This is a genomic window from Burkholderia sp. AU18528, assembly GCF_002223215.2.
In the GTDB taxonomy this organism is placed as follows: Bacteria; Pseudomonadota; Gammaproteobacteria; order Burkholderiales; family Burkholderiaceae; genus Burkholderia; species Burkholderia semiarida.
Window position 1 is genome coordinate 714,095 of record NZ_NKFC02000005.1, and the last position, 18,382, is coordinate 732,476.

Here is an 18,382-nt window from a genome sequence, read left to right on the forward strand (position 1 = left end):
TGTACAAGTAAAGCCGCGGCACACTGCTGCGATGCGCTTATGACCCCGGTTAGCGATTATAAATTCCGCGACTCCCTGCTGACTGCATGCACCGCAGCATTGCGCATTTCGCATCAATGCTTCCGACGAAAAAAATGCCGCGAAACCCGCGGCATTCTCAGTCGAAACGGCAACGATCGCGCGCGCCGATCACTGACCTTCGCCGAACTTGTCGGCGATCAGCTTCAGCAGCGCGTCCATCGCTTCCCGCTCGTCGGGCCCTTCGGTCTCGATCGTCACGGTGCTGCCGATACCGGCCGCCAGCATCATCACGCCCATGATGCTCTTCGCGTTGATCTTGCGCCCGTTGCGTGTCATCCAGACTTCCGACTGGAAGTTGCCGGCCAGTTGCGTGAGCTTGGCCGATGCACGCGCATGGAGCCCCAATTTATTGACGATGATGGTTTCTTGTTGAAGCATGATTCTCGGTCGGGTCGGTCGGGACCGCCGGCGGCGCGCGCCGGCGGGTCGTCTAAAACGGAAAACGGATGCTCAGTGCGATTCGCTCGGGGTGCGCGGCTGCGGTTCGGGCGGAATCGGCGCGCACTGGCCGCAGCCGGTTTCCGTCGGCGGCGGCGGCGTGCCGGACGACACCTCGTGCACGCCCTTCGCGCCGCCGGACAGCGCCTTGTCGACCAGCTTGTCGAGCGGCACGGTGCGGTAGCAGACGGCCCGCACGAGCATCGGCAGGTTCACGCCGGCCAGCACGCGCACGTTGTCGAGCTTCGCGAGCTGGCCCGCGATGTTCGCGGGCGTCGCGCCGTACATGTCGGTCAGCACGACGACGCCGTTGTCTTCGCGCAGCCGCGCGAGTTCCGCGTGCGCAAACGCCATCACCTGGGCCGGATCGCTGTCGGCCATCACGTCGATGCAGCCGATGCGGGCGGGCACGCCGCCGTAGATATGCGCGATGCAGTCGCGCAGCGCGGTGGCGAGCGGGGCGTGCGCGATGATCAGGATCCCAGCCATGTCAGATCGCCCCCGGCCGCCCCTGGCGGGCCGATACCCCGCGGCGGGGCAATGAGCGTAGCGAGTGTGGGGAACGTTTCATGTTCAGCCTTGCAACAGTATCGGCCCGACCGCCGGGCCTTCGGTGCGCCGATTACGGCACCGGGCAAGCGGGCATTGTAGCAGGCCGGTCAAGCGGCTCCGGCGACGGGGGACCTGCGCGGCCGCCGCCGGGGTTGCACGGGCGGCGGCCTACGCGGCCGCACGCTCCAGCGCGTCGATGAACATCGCGGCGACGTCGAAGCCCGTCTGCTCCATGATCTCGCGGAAGCACGTCGGGCTCGTGACGTTCACCTCGGTCAGCCAGTCGCCGATCGCGTCGAGGCCGACCAGCAGCAGCCCGCGCGACGCGAGCACGGGCCCGAGCGTCGCGGCGATCTCGCGATCGCGCTCCGTCAGCGGCTGCGCGACGCCGAGGCCGCCCGCGGCGAGATTGCCGCGCACCTCGCTGCCCTGCGGAATCCGCGCGAGCGAATACGGCACCGGCTCGCCGCCGATCAGCAGGATGCGCTTGTCGCCGGCCTTGATCTCGGGAATGAACTTCTGCGCCATCACCGAGCGCGTGCCGTCGTGGCTCAGCATCTCGACGATCGAGCCGAGGTTCATGCCGTCCGGCTTCACGCGGAACACGCCCATCCCGCCCATCCCGTCGAGCGGCTTCAGGATCACGTCGCCGTGCTCGGCGTGGAACGCGCGCAGCCGTTTCGCGTCGCGCGTGACGAGCGTCGGCGCGACGAACTGTGGAAACTCGCCGATCGCGAGCTTCTCCGAGTGATCGCGGATCGACTGCGCCTTGTTGAACACGCGTGCCCCCGCGCGCTCGGCCAGCTCGAGCAGCCACGTCGACGTCACGTATTCCATGTCGAACGGCGGATCCTTGCGCATCAGCACCGCGCCGAACGATTCGAGACGGCGCGCGTCGACCGGGCCCGCGTCGAACCAGGTGTCGCGATGCAGGTCGTCCAGTTCGCCGACGAACGCGATGCGCCGCACGTCGGCCTCGACCGCCGAGCCCGTCCACGCGAGGTGGCGCGGCTCGCACGCGTACACCGCATGCCCGCGCCGGGCGGCCTCCGCCATCATCGCGTAGGTCGAATCCTTGTAGATCTTGAAATGCTCGAGCGGGTCGGCGATAAAAAGAATGTCCATGCGGGTCCTGTACGTAGCGAAGGTCCGTTACACCTGGATGGCTTCGGGGTCGGTCTTTTCCAGTTCGATCGACGACGCGATCAGCGACAGCCGTGCGACGACGCCATACATGTAGAAACGGTTCGGCGGCGCGGCGCCCGGCTTGGCGCCTGCATCCGGCAGCGCGGTGTGCTCGAAGCCGAGCGGCACGTAGTGCATGCCGGGCGCGTTCAGGTTCTGGTCGCGCTCGCGGCCGCCGTGCGTGCGGTAGAAGCCGCCGACCACGTAGCGGTCGATCATGTACACGACCGGCTCGGCCACTTCGTCGCCGACGCGCTCGAACGTGTAGACGCCTTCCTGCACGATCACGTCGCGCACCGCGAGGCCGGCCTTCGATTCGGCCATCTGCGCGCGCTCGGCCTTCGTCATGCGGCCGATCTCGGCCGCGTCGTGCACGGTCATCACGCCACGGCCCGCGGTGCCCGCGTCGGCCTTCACGACGACGTACGGCTTCTCGCTGATCCCGTATTCGCGATACTTGCGCGCGATCTTCTTCAGCACGCCGTCGATCGCGTCGGCGAGCGCCTGCTCGCCTTCATGCGCCTGCCAGTCGACGCCTTCCACGTGCGCGAAATACGGATTCACCATCCACGGATCGACGCCGACCATCTTCGCGAACTTCTTCGCGACGTCGTCGTAGCACGCGAAGTGCGTCGACTTGCGGCGCACGGCCCAGCCCGCGTGCAGCGGCGGCAGCAGGTATTGCTCGTGCAGGTTTTCCAGCACGGCCGGGATGCCGGCCGACAGGTCGTTGTTCAGCAGGATCGAGCACGGATCGAAATTCTTCAGGCCGAGGCGGCGCTGCGAACGCTCGAGCGGTTCGAGCACGATCTTCTGGCCGTCGGCCAGCGTGATCGGCGTCATGTCGGTGATGCCGGGGTCGAGCGAGCCGAAGCGCACGTTCAGGCCGGCCTGGCGCATGATCGTCGCGAGACGCGCGACGTTTTCCAGATAGAACGCGTTGCGGGTCGGCAACTCGGGAATCACGAGCAGATTCTTCGCGTCCGGGCAGATCTTCTCGATCGCGGCCATCGCGGCCTGCACGGCGAGCGGCAGCACTTCGGACGGCAGATTGTTGAATGCGCCGGGAAACAGGTTCGCATCGACGGGCGCCAGCTTGAAGCCGGCATTGCGCAGGTCCACCGAACAATAGAACGGCGGGGTGTGTTCCTGCCATTCGAGCCTGAACCAGCGTTCGATCGCAGGCGTCGCGTCGAGGATCTTCTGCTCGAGTTCGAGCAGCGGACCGTTCAACGCGGTAACGAGGTGGGGAACCATGAATCACTCGCGAGCGGGAGAATGAAGATTGTAGAGCAATTGCCCTGCCCATTTGGGGATTGTTCCCGGCTTCACAAGGATTATGGAGGCAGTTTTCGGCTATTGACCCGATAGAGTGAAGGGTTATCCGCTACGGCAGCGCGTGACAGGAGAAAAAAAGCCCGCCGGTGAGGCGGGCCGAAGTCGCTGCGCTCATTCGGAGCGGGCGCCGTCGTCGCGGCGGCCCGCCGTTGATTCGTGTGACTTATTCCACGTGCTCGCCGTGCAGGATCACGTCGAGACCTTCGCGCTCTTCCTCTTCGGTCACGCGCAGGCCGATGGTCAGGTCGATCAGCTTCAGCAGCACGAAGCTCAGCACGCCGCTGTAGACCAGCGTGATCAGCACGCCCTTCGCCTGCAGCAGCAGGCTGCCGTCGAAACCGCCGATGTCCTTGACCGCGAATACCCCGGTCAGCAGCGCACCGAGAATCCCGCCGATGCCGTGCACGCCGAACGCATCGAGCGAATCGTCGTAGCCGAGCTTCGACTTGAGCCAGGTGGCCGACCAGAAGCAGATCACGCCCGCCGCGATGCCGATCACGAGCGCGCCCGCCACGCCGACGAAGCCGGCTGCCGGCGTGATCGCCACGAGACCCGCGACCGCGCCCGACACGATGCCGAGCACCGACGGCTTGCCCTTCGCGATCCACTCGGCAAACATCCAGCCGAGCGCCGCGCAGGCGGTCGCGACTTGCGTGGTCAGCATCGCGAAGCCGGCACGGCCGTCGGCCGCGACCGCCGAACCCGCGTTGAAGCCGAACCAGCCGACCCACAGCATCGAGCCGCCGATCATCGTCAGCACCAGGTTGTGCGGCGCCATCGATTCACGACCGTAGCCGACGCGCTTGCCGAGCACCAGGCACGACACGAGGCCCGCGATACCGGCGTTGATGTGCACCACCGTGCCGCCCGCGAAGTCGAGCACGCCGTCGGCCGACAGCCAGCCGGTCGGCTCCCACACCATGTGCGCGATCGGCACATAGACGATCAGCGACCAGAGCGTCATGAACACGAGCATCGCCGAGAACTTCATCCGGTCGGCGAACGCGCCGCAGATCAGCGCCGGCGTGATGATCGCGAACGTCATCTGGTAGACGAAGTAGACCGATTCCGGAATCGTCGACGCGAGGTGGCTGACCGTCAGCGTCGTCGCCTTGTCGCCCTTCACGTAGGCCATGCCGTGCAGGAACACGCGCGACAGGCCGCCGATGAAGCCGTTGCCCGGCGTGAACGCGAGGCTGTAGCCGACCACCGTCCACAGCACCGTGATCAGCGCGGTGATCGCGAAGCTCTGCATCACGGTCGCGAGCACGTTCTTCTTGCGGACCATGCCCGCGTAGAACAGCGCGAGGCCGGGGATCGTCATGAACAGCACGAGCGCGGTGGACGTCAGCATCCACGCGGTGTCGCCCGCGCTGATCTTCGACGAATCGACCGAGAACGGGGCCGTCGGTGCGGCCGGGGCGGCCGGCGCGGACGCGGCGGCGGCAGCCGATGCGTCGGCCGCGCCCGAAGCCGGTGCGGCGGCGGATGCGTCGGCGGCCGGTGCGGAAGCCGCCGGCGCGGCCGCGCCCGATGCGTCGGAAGCGGTGGCGGCGGGCGCGGAAGCAGCCGCGGTGGAACCAGCCGCGGCGGACGCCGCGTCGTCCGCGAGCGCGGAGCCGACGCCGGCCGCGATCAGCGAGCCTGCCATCAGCAGGGACATCAGAAGTTTGCGCATCTTGGGTTTCCTCTTGTCGCTTGTCTTGTCTGTTCTGTTACAGCGCGTCGGCGCCCGTCTCCCCGGTGCGAATCCGGATCACCTGTTCGATCGGCGTGACGAAGATCTTGCCGTCGCCGATCTTGCCCGTGCGCGCCGCCCGCTCGATCGCTTCCACCGCCTGGTCGACGAGATCGTCGGAGACGGCCGCCTCGATCTTCATCTTCGGCAGGAAATCGACCACGTATTCGGCGCCGCGGTACAGCTCGGTGTGCCCCTTCTGGCGCCCGAACCCTTTCACCTCCGTCACCGTGATGCCCGAGACGCCAAGCGCCGACAGCGCCTCGCGCGTCTCATCGAGCTTGAACGGCTTGATGATTGCGGTAATGAGTTTCATGAAGTCCTCTCGCTGGGTTGTCCCGTCGAATTGGTTGGAATGTTGTAACGGACTCTTCTCAGCAACTCGCATGCCATGTCGGCCCGAACACCGTCTCGAACGGCTTCGGAACGGGGTCACATCGCGTGGTGTAAGGCGCGGAAGCCCGGCCGAATGGCCAACATGGGCCGCTTTGCTGGCGCGGCGAAAGGATCGTTGCTAGAGTGCACGCACGTCCCGGAACGCCGGGCCATTCACCCATGCGGGCGCCATGCCCGGAATTCGCGCCCCGCGCGCACCATTTCCGGTCATGCGTGCATCATGGGCACGTACGCAACTGAAGATGCACATTTTTTGTGCAAGGAAGGGGAATCACCATGAAGCAACCCAGCGACGTTTTCAACGACCTGCAATCGCGCGTCAGCGATTTGCTGAAAAACTCGCCGGCCAAGGACGTCGAGCGCAACGTGAAGGCCATGCTGTCGCAAGGCTTCTCGAAGCTCGATCTCGTCACGCGCGAGGAATTCGACACCCAGGCACAGGTGCTCGCCCGCACCCGCGTGCGCCTCGAGGAACTCGAAAAGCGCGTCGCGGAACTCGAGCAGAAGCTCGCCGCCCCGCAGGCCTGACGCCCCACCCGGCGCGAGGGCCGGGCGCGGGCCGCCACGTGCGGCCTGCGCCCGCACCTTCCTCCCCCGTCGTTCTTCGCCGTACCCTCCGCTTTTCGCCGTTCATCGTTCTTCGCAGCATCCTCCGCTCTTCGCAGTCCATCGCTCTTCGCAGTTCGTCGTTCGCAACACCTCGTTCTTTCCCCGCGCCACGCCGGCAAGCGCGCACCGATTTCTCCGATTCCCGCGGCGTGCGGCCCCGAACGGCCGTCGTCCGCCCGTCATGCAGGAGCCTCGCCATGTCGCTCGCCGTGGTGCGCAGTCGCGCGCCCGCCTCCGGCCGCGCGCCGGACGTCACCGTCGAAGTCCATCTCGCCAACGGATTGCCGTCGTTCTCGATCGTCGGGCTGCCCGATCTCGAAGTCCGCGAAAGCCGCGAGCGCGTGCGCGCCGCGCTGCAGAACTGCGGATTCGAATTCCCGGTGCGCCGCATCACCGTCAATCTCGCGCCGGCCGATCTGCCGAAGGAATCGGGCCGTTTCGACCTGCCGATCGCGCTCGGCATCCTTGCCGCGAACGGCCAGATCCCGGCCGACGCGCTGGCCGGCCGCGAATTCGCGGGCGAGCTGTCGCTGACGGGCGCGCTGCGGCCGATGCGCGGCGCGTTCGCGATGGCCTGCGGCGCCGCGCGGGACTGGCGCGCGGCACAATCCGGCGCTGGCAGCGCCGGCGGCCCGGGCCTCGATTTCCCCGGCCCGCGCGATTGCACCGCAACATCGCGGCCGCCCGAGCTGTATCTGCCGCTCGACAGCGCCGCCGAGGCCGCGCTCGTGCCGGGCGTGACCGTATTCGGTGCACGCGACCTGCCCGCACTATGCGCGCACCTCGCCGATGCGCCGGACGGGCGGCTCGCGCCGGTCGCGGCGCCCTGCCTCGACGGCCTCGCGGCGCCGGCCGCCCCCGACCTCGCGGACGTCGTCGGGCAGCGGGGCGCCCGGCGCGCGCTCGAAGTCGCGGCCGCGGGCGGCCATCACATGCTGATGGTCGGGCCGCCCGGGGCCGGCAAGTCGATGCTGGCCGCGCGCCTCGCGGGGCTGCTGCCGCCGCTCACCGACGACGAGGCGCTGACCTCGGCCGCGCTGCTGTCCGCGAGCCGGCTTGGCTTCTCGCCCGCGCAGTGGCGCCGCCGGCCATTCCGCGCGCCGCACCACTCGTCGAGCGCCGCCGCGCTGGTGGGCGGCCGCAATCCGCCGCAGCCGGGCGAGATCACGCTCGCGCACCTCGGCGTGCTGTTTCTCGACGAGCTGCCGGAATTCGACCGGCACGTGCTGGAAATGCTGCGCGAGCCGCTGGAAGCCGGCCGCATCACGATCTCGCGCGCGGCCCAGCAGGCCGACTTCCCCGCCGCGTGCCAGTTGATCGCCGCGATGAACCCGTGCCCGTGCGGCTGGCACGGCGATCCGTCCGGGCGCTGCCGCTGCTCGCCGGACGTCGCCGCCCGCTATCTGCGCAAGCTGTCGGGGCCGCTGCTCGATCGCATCGACATCCAGATCGACCTGCCCGCGCTGTCGCCGGCCGAGCTCGCGACGCGCGCGACGGCGCCCGGCGAGCCGAGCGCGGCGGTGGCCGCCCGCGTCGCGCAGGCGCGTGCGCTGCAGCTCGAGCGGCAGGGCAAGACGAATCACATGCTGAGCGGCCGCGAAACCGACGACCTGTGCCGGCCGACCGACGAAGGCGAGCGGTTGCTGCGCGAGGCCGGCGAGCGCTTCGGCTGGTCGGCGCGCGCGTATTTCCGCGTGCTGAAAGTCGCGCGGACGATCGCCGACCTGGCCGGCGACCCGCTGCCGACGGCCGCGCAGATCGCCGAGGCGATCCGCTACCGGCGCGCGTTGACGGCGCTGTGAGCGCGCGAGGAGGACAAAATCAGGCTGTCAAGACTTGACTTATGCACAATTTCGCGAATCCGGCCCCGGATCGCGGCTCGCCGCGGCCTTTACCGAAGGGAATTCGTATCCCGTTGTTTTAATTGATTTTTCTCAAACGGCGAGCGGGCGACCAAACGAGTCGGAAGGCCGTCCGGCGCGGCTTTGCGGGAGATACGCGCGACTTTTCAACAAAGTTATCCACATGCGCTGTGGATAGTCGAAAAACCCTCGCAAAATCCGGCGATTAGCGTCGAAAGCTGCGAATGAACTTTCAGTTGTCGCAGCGTGTCTGAGCGCCCTCGCCGGCCGTCGTCAATCGAGTTTGAACGAGCCGAAAAACTGGTCGAGCTGCTCCTGCGCGAGCGGCCCGTCGGCGATCACGACGGCCTGATACGCGTGCCGGCCGCGCGCGGCGAGCCGCGCGACGATCGTCTTGCGGGCGCGATCGCCTCCGGCGGCGGCTGCGCCGGCGATGCGTAGCTCGACCCCGTTCACCGCGCCGCCGGCCGCGAGCGGCACCGGCACCGCCGCCGTCCGCGGCGCGCCGTCGAGGTTGCGCGACAGCCCGGCGCGCAGAAATTCGAGCGCCGCGCGGCGCGTGTCGTCGCGATCGTCGGGCAGCGTCAACGTGCCGACCGCGAATACCGCGCCGTCGACGTGCGCGGCCTGCATCCGCATCGGCATCGACGTGCCGCCGAGCACCACCGGCTGCTCCTCGACGGTCGGCTTCGCCGGCAGGTCGATCGTGTAGCCCGCATCGTTGTGCAGCGTGCGCCAGTCGTACGAAGGCGAGCACGCGGCCAGGGCGGCGCTCAGGCAGGCCAGCGCGGCGAAGTGTCGCAGTGGACGAAAACGGGGGCGCAACGAATCGATGACTTCCTTCGGCATGGCGTGGATCGCGGCAGGCAAAACGGCCATTATCCGCCGAACCCGAAAACCGGGACGCGGGGCCGCCGCCGGTGCGCGCGCCGCATTCGCGCTAAAATGAGCGCCGAATTTCGACGTCCTTTTCGTCGACGTCGTTTGCATCGATCCGCGTCATCGACTCCGAGAGCACCAGATGAACACCACGCCTTCCACCCGCCGCAGTGCCGGCCCCGTGCGCTACCTCGTCGCGGCCGCCGTCGTCGCGGCGATCGCCGTCGCCGGCTTCTTCGCGTTCAACGGCAAGTCCAGCGTGCCGGACGCGACCTTCACGCTGCTGTCGGGCCAGAAGGTCTCGACCGCCGGCGACCTGAAGGGCAAGGTCTATCTCGTGAACTTCTGGGCGACAAGCTGCGCGACCTGCATGCAGGAAATGCCGCAGATGGTCGATACCTACAATCGCTTCAAGGGTCAGGGGCTGGAATTCGTCGCGGTCGCGATGAACTACGATCCGCCGATGTACGTCGCGAACTACGCGCAGACGCGCCAGTTGCCGTTCAAGGTCGCGCTCGACGACGGCAGCGTCGCGAAGCAGTTCGGCAACGTGCAGCTCACGCCGACGACCTTCGTCGTCGACAAGGACGGCAAGATCCTGAAGCGCTACGTCGGCGCGCCGCAATTCGCGGAACTCGACGCGCTGCTCAAGAAGGCGCTCGACGGCAACGCGGCCTGAGCGCCGCACACCGCACGGCAGGACTTGCAGGGCCGCACACCGCGCCCTGCTCCGCAAAACGGACCGCACCGCGGTCCGTTTGCATTTCAGCGCTCGGTTTCGCCTTTCGCCGACAGCCCGTAGCGCTTCATCTTCTCGTACAGCGTCGCCTTGCCGACATGCAGCCGGTCGGCCGTCGCCGCGACCGCGCCGCCCGTCTGGTTCAGCGCCTCGGCGATCACCGCGCGCTCGAACTGCTCGATGCGCTCCTTCAGCGTCTGGTCGTTGTCGGCCGCGTCGCCCGCGCCCGTTTCCTGCGGCATGTCGGCCACGCCGAGCACGAACCGGTCGGCCGCGTTGCGCAGCTCGCGCACGTTGCCCGGCCAGTCGCGCTGCATCAGGCTCGCGCGCTGCCGGTCGGTCAGCACCGGCGCGGGCCGCCCGTAGCGCACGGCCGCGTCGAGCATGAAGTGCTCGAACAGCGGCACGATGTCCTCGCGGCGCTCGGCGAGCGGCGGCAGCGCGATCGTCACGACGTTGAGCCGGTACAGCAGGTCGCGCCGGAACGTGCCGGCCGCGACGAGCTCGCTCATGTCGCCCTTCGCGGCCGCGACCACGCGGCAGTTCACGCGGATCGGCTGGTTCGAGCCGAGCCGCTCCAGCACGCCGTCCTGCAGCACGCGCAAGAGCTTCACCTGCAGCGCGAGCGGCATGCTTTCGATTTCGTCGAGGAACAGCGTGCCGCCGGACGCGTATTCGAGCTTGCCGACGCGCCGCTTCGCCGCGCCGGTGAACGCGCCGGGCTCGTAGCCGAACATCTCCGACTCGAACATCGGCTCGGGCAGCGCGCCGCAATTGACCGCGATGAACGGCTTGTCGCGGCGCGGCGACAGCTCGTGCAGGCTGCGCGCGATCAGCTCCTTGCCGGCGCCCGTGTCGCCGTTGATCAGCACCGACGCGTCGGTCGGCGCGATGTTCGCGATCAGCTTGCGCACCTGCTCGATCGCCGGGCTGCGGCCGATGATGCGCGGCGCGACGACGTTCTGCCCGGCCAGCTCGCGCCGCAGCGCGTGGTTCTCGAGCACGAGCTCGCGGCGCTCGAGCGCGCGGCGTACCGTCTCGATCAGGCGCTCGGCCGCGAACGGCTTCTCGATGAAGTCGTACGCGCCGTCGCGCATCGCCTGCACGGCCATCGAGATGTCGCCGTGCCCGGTGACGAGGATCACCGGCACGTCGGGCACGCGCTCGCGGCACTGCGCGAGCACGTCGAGCCCGCTGGCACCCGGCAGCCGGATGTCGCTCACGATCGCGCCGGCGGTATCCGCGACGATCGCCTTCTCGGCCGCCTCGGCCGACTCGAAGCCGGCGACGTCGAAGCCCGCCAGTTGAAGGCTCTGCACGCTCGCCCGGCGCACGAGCGCATCGTCTTCGATATAGATCACTTGCAGCCGGTTGGCCATCTTGGTCACTTGCTCCTGACAGGCCGCGCGGCGCCCGCGCGGCTCTCGTTGATGCCGGTCGTCGCCGACCGGGCCTGCATCCTGCCGCCCGTCCAGGCTAATGCGAGCCCGCCGGCTCGGACACGGAGTCCGGATGATGCGTGCGGGCGCGCCGCAGCGTCAAGACGAACAGCGCGCCGCCCGACGGGGCATTGCGGGCGGTCAGCGCGCCGCCCGCGTCGCTGGCGATCGACGACGAGATCGCGAGGCCGAGCCCGAGCCCGCGCCCCATTTCCTTGGTCGTGAAGAACGGCTCGAACAGGCGCGGCAGCAAATCGGGCGCAATGCCGGAGCCGTTGTCGCACACCTCGACCGCGAGCGTCGCGGCCGACACCGCGATCGTCACCTCGATGGCCGGCGCCGCGACGCCGGCCACCGCGTCGAGCGCGTTGCCGAGCAGATTGATCAGCACCTGTTCGAGGCGCAGGTCCTCGCAGCGCGCGACGAGTTCGGGATAGTCGCGCGCCAGATCGAGCGGCGCATCCCGCGCGGGCGACACGGTGGCATCCTGCAGCGTCAGCGTGAGCGCGACGCCGCGCAGGCGCTCGTCGAGCAACGACAGCACGCTGCGCAGCGCACGCACGACGAGCGCCTGCTCGTTGCGCGGCTTCGCGCGGCCGACGAACAGTTTCAACTGGTTGGTGATCTTGCCCATCCGCTCGGTGAGCGCGGCGATCGCCTCGAGATTCTCGCGCGCGGCGGCCTGCTCGCCGCGATCGAGCAGCACGCGCGTGTTGTCCGAGAAGCTGCGCAGCGCCGCGAGCGGCTGGTTCAGTTCATGCGTGATGCCGGCCGCCATCTGGCCGAGCGCGGCGAGCTTGCTCGCCTGGATCAGTTCGTCGTGCGCGGCGCGCAGCTCCTGCTCCGCGCGGATCCGGTCGCCGACTTCCTTCTGCAACTGCTCGTTCGCTTCAGACAAATCGGCCGTACGCTCCTCGACGCGCCGGTTCAGCTCCGCGTACGCCTGCTGCAGCAGCGCGCGGCCACGGATCATCTCGCGCACGCGGGCGCGGCGCATCCGCCAGTAGAACGCGAGCAGCGCGACCGACACGAAGCCGAAGCCGGTGACGATCGTCGCGTTGCGCGCGTCGGCATCGATCGGCGCGATCGGCGCGAGCGTGACGAGCAGCCAGTCGGGCTCGCCGATCCGGCGCTTGCTGGCGAGAAAGCGCGGCGCGCGCCGGCCGGCGCCGAGGCGCACGATTTCCGCATCGGCGCCGAGCGTCTGCTCGACGCGCAGCGGCAGCGGCGTGACCGGTTGCTGCGCGTACTGGCGCGTTTCGTAGATCGACGCGGCGACGGGCCCCGTGAGCGGGCGCAGCGTGTGGTACTTCCATGCGGGCACCGACGACAGGAACACGACGCCGTGATCGTCCGCGACGACGAGCGGCTCCGACGCATCGGCGCCCTGGAACCATTCGAGATTGAGCTTCACGACGACGACGCCCGCGATCCTGCCGTCGCGCCACACCGGCTGCGAGATGTAGTAGCCGGGGTCGCGCGAGATCGTGCCGATCCCGAAGAAGCGGCCGACCCGGCCGTTCATCGCATCGACGAAATACGGGCGGAAACGGTATTCGATCCCGACGAAGCTGTCGGGCGCGCGCCAGTTGCTGGCGGCGACGCACAGGCCGTCCGCGCCGATCACGTAGGTGACGGTCGCGTGCGCGTGCTCGTTCAGATCTTCGAGATAGCGGTTGACGCGCGCGGTGTAGTCGCCGCGCTTCGGCTCGGCGAGCAGATCCTGCACGTACGGATGGCTGCCGAGCAGATAAGGCAGCGATTCGTAGCGGTCGAGCGTGCTCTTGAGCGCGTTGGTGGTGCGATCGACGCGCACCGCGGCATTGCGCTGCAGCTCGGCGACGCCGCGCTGCCAGGTGATCGTCCACGTCAGCGCGCACGCCGCGGCGAGCGCGGCGGCGAGCACGACGAGGATGAGCAGGCGGCGCGTCACGGTCGAGGCTTCCTGACGATGCGGATCGCCTATTGTGTCATAGGGCTCCGCATCGATGCCCGGGCCGCCGCGCGGCGCGCCGCCCGCGGGCGGCACCGCCGCCTGCTCGCTCATCGCGTCAGACGCCGGCCGTCGTCTCGGTCGGCGCGACTTCGCCGCCGCCCTTCAGCGCCTGGCGCAGCTTGTTGCGGTCGAGCTCCTTCTCCCATGCCGACACGACGACGGTCGCCACGCCGTTGCCGACGATGTTGGTCAGCGCGCGGCATTCGCTCATGAAGCGGTCGATGCCGAGGATCAGCACCATGCCCGACAGCGGGATCGTCGGCACGACGGCCAGCGTCGCGGCGAGCGTGATGAAGCCCGCGCCGGTCACGCCGCTCGCGCCCTTCGACGTGAGCATCGCGACGGCCAGCAGCGTGAGCTGCTGCATCCACGTCAGCTCGATGTTGGTCGCCTGCGCGATGAACAGCACGGCCATCGTCATGTAGATGTTGGTGCCGTCGAGGTTGAACGAATAGCCGGTCGGCACGACGAGGCCGACGACCGAACGCGAGCAGCCGGCCTTCTCGAGCTTTTCCATCAGCTGCGGCAGCGCGGCTTCCGACGAGCTCGTGCCGAGCACGATCAGCAGCTCTTCCTTGATGTACGACACGAAGCGGATGATCGAGAAGCCGGTGAAGCGCGCGATCGCGCCGAGCACGACGAGCACGAACACGAGCGACGTCAGGTAGAACGTGCCGATCAGCTTGAGCAGCGGCACCAGCGAGCCGACGCCGTACTTGCCGATCGTGAACGCCATCGCGCCGAACGCGCCGATCGGCGCCAGTTTCGTGACGATGTGCACGATGCCGAACAGCACGCGCGTCAGGCCGTCGATGAAGTCGGTCACGACCTTGCCGCGCTCGCCGAGGTGCGCGAGCACGCTGCCGAACAGCAGCGCGATCAGCAGGATCTGCAGGATTTCACCCTGCGCGAACGCATCGACCATCGTGTTCGGGATGATGTGCATCAGGAAGTCGACCGTCGACTGCCCGTGCGCCTTCGCCGCATACGACGCGACGGCCTTGCCGTCGAGCGTCGCCGGATCGATGTTGAAGCCGACGCCCGGACGCAGCAGGTGCGTGGCCGCGAGGCCGAGCAGCAGCGCGAAGGTCGACACGATCTCGAAGTACAGCAGCGCCTTGCCGCCGACGCGGCCGACCTTCTTCATGTCCTCCATGCCGGCGATGCCGGTGACGACCGTACAGAAGATGATCGGGCCGATCACCATCTTGATCAGCTTGATGAAGCCGTCGCCGAGCGGTTTCATGTCGGTGGCGATCGACGGGTAGTAGTGGCCGAGGATCACGCCGACGATGATGGCGAAGATCACCTGCACATAGAGCACTTTGTAGAAGGGTTTCTTCTTCACGATGGTTCCTGCTGAAGTAGATGAGCCGGTGGAAACGGCGTCACGCGCGCAGGGATGAATGAGAACGGGGGGCAATCCCCCCCGAAGGCATTCGCCCGCGCGGCTGCCGTGCCGCAACAAGCGATGCCTCAGGACATCCGGAGGGGGAGGAAGGCATTGGTCATCGGTTGTCTCCTTGCTTGCTGTAGTAGTTCGGCCGGGGGATGGCCGTGCGTTTTATATCGCAAGGTCGATGCCAGGTTTCCGGAACCCCTCAAACCGTTGTTTTCATTGTATTTCTCATAATGCGGCAGGCAAGGAAATCCGGTATTCCGGATTTCCGGAAAATATCCGTCCGGCGATCCGGACGGATCCATCGTTTCATCGGACGAATCAGTGCTGCACGGCCCGGCTCGCGAGCACGCCCGTCTGCGCGTAGAACTCCTGCCGCGCGAACGCGTCGCGCTCGCGGCGCGCGCGCTCGCCGCGATCCGCGAGCGAGCCGACGACGATCCCGACGAACGCGAGCGGCACCGACACGAGCGCCGGATTGTCGAGGAACACCGCCGCATGCGCGTGGTGCAGCACGTCGACCCACACCGACTTCGACAGCACCGTGAGCGCGACCGCCGACACGAGGCCGAGGCCGCCGCCGAGCACCGCGCCGCGCGTCGTCATCCCGCGCCAGAAGATCGACATCGCGAGCACCGGGAAATTGGCGCTCGCGGCCACCGCCGCGACGAGCCCGACCATGAACGCGACGTTCACGTGCTCGAACAGGATCGACAGCGCGATCGCGACGGCCGACAGCCCGATCGTCGCCGCGCGCGAAATGCGCATCTCCAGCCGCTCGTCGGGCTTGCCGCGCGCCCACATCTGCGCATAGAGATCGTGCGAGATCGTGGTCGCACCGGCGAGCGTCAGCCCGGCGACCACCGCGAGGATCGTCGCGAACGTGACAGCCGCGATGAACCCGTAGAACCAGTTGCCGCCCACCGCCTGCGCGAGCTTCACCGCGACCATGTTCGAGCCGCCGAGCAGGTCGTGCGTCAGGTTGAACGTGCCGTTCGCGCCGAGCTTGAAGAACTCCGGATGCTGCGCGAGCAGCACGATCGCCGAGAAGCCGATCACGAAGGTGAGCAGGTAGAAGTAGCCGATGAAGCCGGTCGCGTACAGCACCGACTTGCGCGCCTCCTTCGCGTTCGGCACCGTGAAGAAGCGCATCAGGATGTGCGGGAAGCCGGCCGTGCCGAACATCAGCGCGATGCCGAGCGACAGCGCGTTGGCCGGATCGCGGATCAGCTTGCCGGGCCCCATGATCGACAGCGCGCCCGGATGCACGGCCACCGCGCGGCGGAACATCGCGTCGATGCTGAAGCCGAATTCGCCGAGCGCGAGCCACGCGAGCAGCGTCGCGCCGGCGAGCAGCAGCACGGCCTTGATCACCTGCACCCAGGTGGTCGCGGTCATTCCGCCGAAGAATACGTAGACGACCATCAGCACGCCGACGATCAGCTCGGCCGTGCCGTACGACAGCCCGAACAGCAACTGGATCAGCTTGCCCGCGCCGACCATCTGCACGACGAGGTACAGCACGACGATCGTCAGCGCGTTCGCGGACGTCAGCAGCCGGATCGGCCGCTGCGCGAAGCGATACGCGACGACGTCGACGAACGTGAACTTGCCGAGGTTGCGCAGCGGCTCGGCGATCAGGAACATCACGAACGGCCAGCCGACCAGGAAGCCGATCGAGTAGATCAGCCCGTCGAAGCCGAACATGAACACCATCCCCGACAGCCCGAGGAACGACGCGGCCGACATGTAGTCGCCCGCGATCGCGAGCCCGTTCTGCAGCCCGGTGATGCCGCCGCCGGCGGTGTAGAAATCGCGCGTCGAGCGCGTGCGGCGCGCGGCCCAGCGCGTGAGCGCGAGCGTCGCGAACACGAACGCGAAGAACATCGCGATCGCGACCGGGTTCAGCTCGACTTTGTCGGGCATCGGGCCGGCGACGCCGGTCGCATGGGCGGTGGAGGCAACGAGAACGGCCAGCGCGACGGGCGCGCTCGAAATGAATCGCATGTCGGCCTCCGTCACGGACGTTGCAGGATCGCGTCGACGCGGCGGTCGAACGCACGGTTCGCGCGCAGCACGTAGCACGCGGTCAGGCCGATCGCGATCAGGATGATCGCGACGCCCGCGGCGATCCCGACCGTCGTCGTCGCGCCGCGGTACAGCGGCGCGGCGAGCACGTGCGGCGCGAGCGCGACGAGCAGGATGAAGCCGTAGTACGTGGCGATCATCAGCGCGGTGAGCGTGAAGCTGAAGCGGCGCCGTGCGCGCACGAGTTGCTGGTAGTCGCGGCGCGCCGTGACCGATTCGATGACGGAAAGCTCCATGTTGTCTCCGGTGTCGACCAGAGTTAGTGCTTTAGCACTTACTCTGGTCCCATGCTTCGCGGACGAACTGAGTTGGCGCTTCAGCGCCTACTCAGGTCCCCGCAGGGCAAGTCGCCTCGTCGTCGCGAGAGCTGTCTTGTGGATGATCGGCGCGTGATCGGCATCCGCCCGCGCCGTGGCGGCACATCAATGCGTTACACGACGCGATCCGCCCGCAGCCGCGCGACGTCCTCCGCCGACATCCCGAGCCAGCCGCCGAGCACCGCCTCCGTATCCGCGCCGAGCACCGGCGGCGCGCCGCGCACCGGCAGCCGCGCGCCGTCGAAGCGGTACGGCGGCGCGAGCACGTCGACGCCGCCCGCGACCGGATGCGGCTGCCGCGTGACGAGCCCGGCGCGGGTCGCGCGTTCGGACGTCAGCGCTTCGTGCAATCCGAGCACTTCGCCGCACGGAATGCCCGCCTCGGCGAGCGCCGCCAGCAGCGTCGCGCGCGACCGGCGCGCGAGTTCGCCACGAATCTCGGGCAGCAGGTCGGCGCGATTCTCCGAGCGGCCGAGGTTGGTCCTGTAGCGTTCGTCCGCCGCGAGATCGGGCCGCTCGATCGCATCGCAAAAGCGTGCGAACTGCGTGTTGTTGCCGACCGTGATCACGAGCGGGCCGTCGGCCGCGTCGAACACGCCGTACGGCACGATCGACGGATGCGCGTTGCCGTAGCGCGGCGGGTCCGCGCCCATCAGCAGCGCGTCGAGCCCGTAGTACGCGGTGATCATCAGCCCGCAGTCGAACAGCGCCATCTCGATGCGCCGCCCGCGTCCGGTCGCATGGCGTTCGTACAACGCGGCGAGGATCGCCTGCGCCGAATACATGCCGGTGAACAGGTCGACCGCCGCGACGCCGAACTTCAGCGGCGGCTGGCCGGCCTCGCCGTTCAGCGCCATCAGCCCGGCCTCGCCCTGCACGACGAGGTCGTAGCCGGGCCGCGCGGCCTCCGGGCCGGAGCGGTCGTAGCCGGAGATCGCGCAATGCACGAGCCGCGGATTCAGTTCGGCCAACGCGTCGTAGCCGAGCCCGAGCTTCTCCGCGCCGCCGCACTTGAAGTTGTGGATCACCACGTCGGCCTGCGCGGCCAGCTCGCGCGCGATGCGCCGGCCGGCTTCCGTCTGCAGGTCGACGCAGATCGACCGCTTGCTGCGGTTCACGCTGTTGAAATAGGTGGTTTCGGTGTCGCCGATCCGCAGCCCCCAGTCGCGCGTATCGTCGCCGCGCGCCGGATGCTCGACCTTGATCACCTCCGCGCCGAAATCGGCGAGCACCATCGCGCACCACGGACCCGCGAGCACGCGCGAGAAATCGAGCACCTTCACGCCGGCCAGCGGCAGCGCGCGCGTGTCGTTCGTCATCCTTGTC

The 18,382-nt window shown here is 68.3% G+C and carries 16 protein-coding genes; 3 read left to right on the plus strand and 13 right to left on the minus strand.

Annotation, left to right across the window (positions count from 1 at the left end):
* Positions 1–189: 189 nt before the first annotated feature.
* The 6 genes from CFB52_RS14955 to CFB52_RS14980 form a co-directional block, all read right to left on the minus strand.
* Complete coding sequence (locus tag CFB52_RS14955; protein WP_099316853.1) at positions 190–459, minus strand: HPr family phosphocarrier protein; 270 nt, start codon at positions 457–459, stop codon at positions 190–192.
* A 72-nt stretch (positions 460–531) separates the two neighbouring features.
* Entirely contained in the window at positions 532–1,008 is a 477-nt protein-coding gene (locus tag CFB52_RS14960) for a PTS sugar transporter subunit IIA (RefSeq protein WP_059576100.1), read from the minus strand.
* Between the two features lie 231 nt (positions 1,009–1,239).
* A complete protein-coding gene (gene gshB / locus CFB52_RS14965) occupies positions 1,240–2,196 on the minus strand; it encodes a glutathione synthase (protein WP_059642711.1) in 957 nt (318 codons plus the stop codon).
* A 27-nt stretch (positions 2,197–2,223) separates the two neighbouring features.
* Positions 2,224–3,513 (minus strand): glutamate--cysteine ligase, encoded by a 1,290-nt coding sequence (gene gshA / locus CFB52_RS14970; RefSeq protein WP_059576095.1) that lies wholly within the window; start codon positions 3,511–3,513, stop codon positions 2,224–2,226.
* Positions 3,514–3,757: 244 nt separating this feature from the next.
* Entirely contained in the window at positions 3,758–5,272 is a 1,515-nt protein-coding gene (locus tag CFB52_RS14975) for an ammonium transporter (RefSeq protein WP_060312471.1), read from the minus strand.
* A 37-nt stretch (positions 5,273–5,309) separates the two neighbouring features.
* Complete coding sequence (locus CFB52_RS14980; RefSeq protein WP_006398175.1) at positions 5,310–5,648, minus strand: P-II family nitrogen regulator; 339 nt, start codon at positions 5,646–5,648, stop codon at positions 5,310–5,312.
* 356 nt (positions 5,649–6,004) lie between these two features.
* On the opposite strand from CFB52_RS14980, the gene CFB52_RS14985 reads away from it, so the two are divergent.
* Positions 6,005–6,256, plus strand: coding sequence for an accessory factor UbiK family protein (locus CFB52_RS14985; protein ID WP_006489451.1), 252 nt, complete (start codon positions 6,005–6,007; stop codon positions 6,254–6,256).
* A 278-nt stretch (positions 6,257–6,534) separates the two neighbouring features.
* Positions 6,535–8,139 (plus strand): YifB family Mg chelatase-like AAA ATPase, encoded by a 1,605-nt coding sequence (locus tag CFB52_RS14990; protein ID WP_089465178.1) that lies wholly within the window; start codon positions 6,535–6,537, stop codon positions 8,137–8,139.
* 333 nt (positions 8,140–8,472) lie between these two features.
* Here the strand turns inward: CFB52_RS14990 and CFB52_RS15000 are convergent, their stop codons facing one another.
* On the minus strand, positions 8,473–9,048 hold the full coding sequence (locus tag CFB52_RS15000; RefSeq protein ID WP_059576056.1) for a hypothetical protein: 576 nt from the start codon (positions 9,046–9,048) through the stop codon (positions 8,473–8,475).
* 172 nt (positions 9,049–9,220) lie between these two features.
* Between CFB52_RS15000 and CFB52_RS15005 the strand changes: the two genes are divergently transcribed.
* Positions 9,221–9,757, plus strand: a complete 537-nt coding sequence (locus tag CFB52_RS15005; protein WP_059576053.1) for a peroxiredoxin — start codon at positions 9,221–9,223, stop codon at positions 9,755–9,757.
* A gap of 86 nt (positions 9,758–9,843) precedes the next feature.
* Here CFB52_RS15005 and CFB52_RS15010 read toward each other — a convergent pair whose 3' ends face one another.
* From CFB52_RS15010 to CFB52_RS15035, 6 genes are all read right to left on the minus strand, one after another.
* Complete coding sequence (locus CFB52_RS15010; RefSeq protein WP_059576050.1) at positions 9,844–11,196, minus strand: sigma-54 dependent transcriptional regulator; 1,353 nt, start codon at positions 11,194–11,196, stop codon at positions 9,844–9,846.
* 97 nt (positions 11,197–11,293) lie between these two features.
* Positions 11,294–13,303 (minus strand): ATP-binding protein, encoded by a 2,010-nt coding sequence (locus tag CFB52_RS15015; protein WP_099316854.1) that lies wholly within the window; start codon positions 13,301–13,303, stop codon positions 11,294–11,296.
* 4 nt (positions 13,304–13,307) lie between these two features.
* Positions 13,308–14,600 carry a dicarboxylate/amino acid:cation symporter gene (locus CFB52_RS15020; RefSeq protein WP_059576044.1) on the minus strand — a complete coding sequence of 431 codons (1,293 nt, stop codon included), beginning with the start codon at positions 14,598–14,600 and terminating at the stop codon, positions 13,308–13,310.
* Positions 14,601–14,972: 372 nt separating this feature from the next.
* Positions 14,973–16,658, minus strand: coding sequence for a cation acetate symporter (locus CFB52_RS15025; RefSeq protein WP_099316972.1), 1,686 nt, complete (start codon positions 16,656–16,658; stop codon positions 14,973–14,975).
* 11 nt (positions 16,659–16,669) lie between these two features.
* Positions 16,670–16,975 (minus strand): DUF485 domain-containing protein, encoded by a 306-nt coding sequence (locus CFB52_RS15030; RefSeq protein WP_059576041.1) that lies wholly within the window; start codon positions 16,973–16,975, stop codon positions 16,670–16,672.
* Between the two features lie 194 nt (positions 16,976–17,169).
* Positions 17,170–18,375, minus strand: a complete 1,206-nt coding sequence (locus tag CFB52_RS15035; protein ID WP_060966608.1) for a CaiB/BaiF CoA-transferase family protein — start codon at positions 18,373–18,375, stop codon at positions 17,170–17,172.
* Between the last annotated feature and the right edge of the window lie 7 nt (positions 18,376–18,382).

Excerpts from the sequence above, each read along its gene's own strand:
- CFB52_RS15010 (WP_059576050.1), bottom strand. The coding sequence starts at position 11,196 with ATGGCCAACCGGCTGCAAGTGATCTATATCGAAGACGATGCGCTCGTG.
- CFB52_RS14980 (WP_006398175.1), bottom strand. The coding sequence starts at position 5,648 with ATGAAACTCATTACCGCAATCATCAAGCCGTTCAAGCTCGATGAGACG.
- CFB52_RS15030 (WP_059576041.1), bottom strand. The coding sequence starts at position 16,975 with ATGGAGCTTTCCGTCATCGAATCGGTCACGGCGCGCCGCGACTACCAG.
- CFB52_RS14985 (WP_006489451.1), top strand. The coding sequence starts at position 6,005 with ATGAAGCAACCCAGCGACGTTTTCAACGACCTGCAATCGCGCGTCAGC.
- CFB52_RS15005 (WP_059576053.1), top strand. The coding sequence starts at position 9,221 with ATGAACACCACGCCTTCCACCCGCCGCAGTGCCGGCCCCGTGCGCTAC.
- CFB52_RS14990 (WP_089465178.1), top strand. The coding sequence starts at position 6,535 with ATGTCGCTCGCCGTGGTGCGCAGTCGCGCGCCCGCCTCCGGCCGCGCG.
- CFB52_RS14955 (WP_099316853.1), bottom strand. The coding sequence starts at position 459 with ATGCTTCAACAAGAAACCATCATCGTCAATAAATTGGGGCTCCATGCG.
- CFB52_RS14975 (WP_060312471.1), bottom strand. The coding sequence starts at position 5,272 with ATGCGCAAACTTCTGATGTCCCTGCTGATGGCAGGCTCGCTGATCGCG.
- gshB (WP_059642711.1), bottom strand. The coding sequence starts at position 2,196 with ATGGACATTCTTTTTATCGCCGACCCGCTCGAGCATTTCAAGATCTAC.
- gshA (WP_059576095.1), bottom strand. The coding sequence starts at position 3,513 with ATGGTTCCCCACCTCGTTACCGCGTTGAACGGTCCGCTGCTCGAACTC.
- CFB52_RS15025 (WP_099316972.1), bottom strand. The coding sequence starts at position 16,658 with ATGCGATTCATTTCGAGCGCGCCCGTCGCGCTGGCCGTTCTCGTTGCC.
- CFB52_RS15035 (WP_060966608.1), bottom strand. The coding sequence starts at position 18,375 with ATGACGAACGACACGCGCGCGCTGCCGCTGGCCGGCGTGAAGGTGCTC.
- CFB52_RS15000 (WP_059576056.1), bottom strand. The coding sequence starts at position 9,048 with ATGCCGAAGGAAGTCATCGATTCGTTGCGCCCCCGTTTTCGTCCACTG.
- CFB52_RS14960 (WP_059576100.1), bottom strand. The coding sequence starts at position 1,008 with ATGGCTGGGATCCTGATCATCGCGCACGCCCCGCTCGCCACCGCGCTG.
- CFB52_RS15015 (WP_099316854.1), bottom strand. The coding sequence starts at position 13,303 with ATGAGCGAGCAGGCGGCGGTGCCGCCCGCGGGCGGCGCGCCGCGCGGC.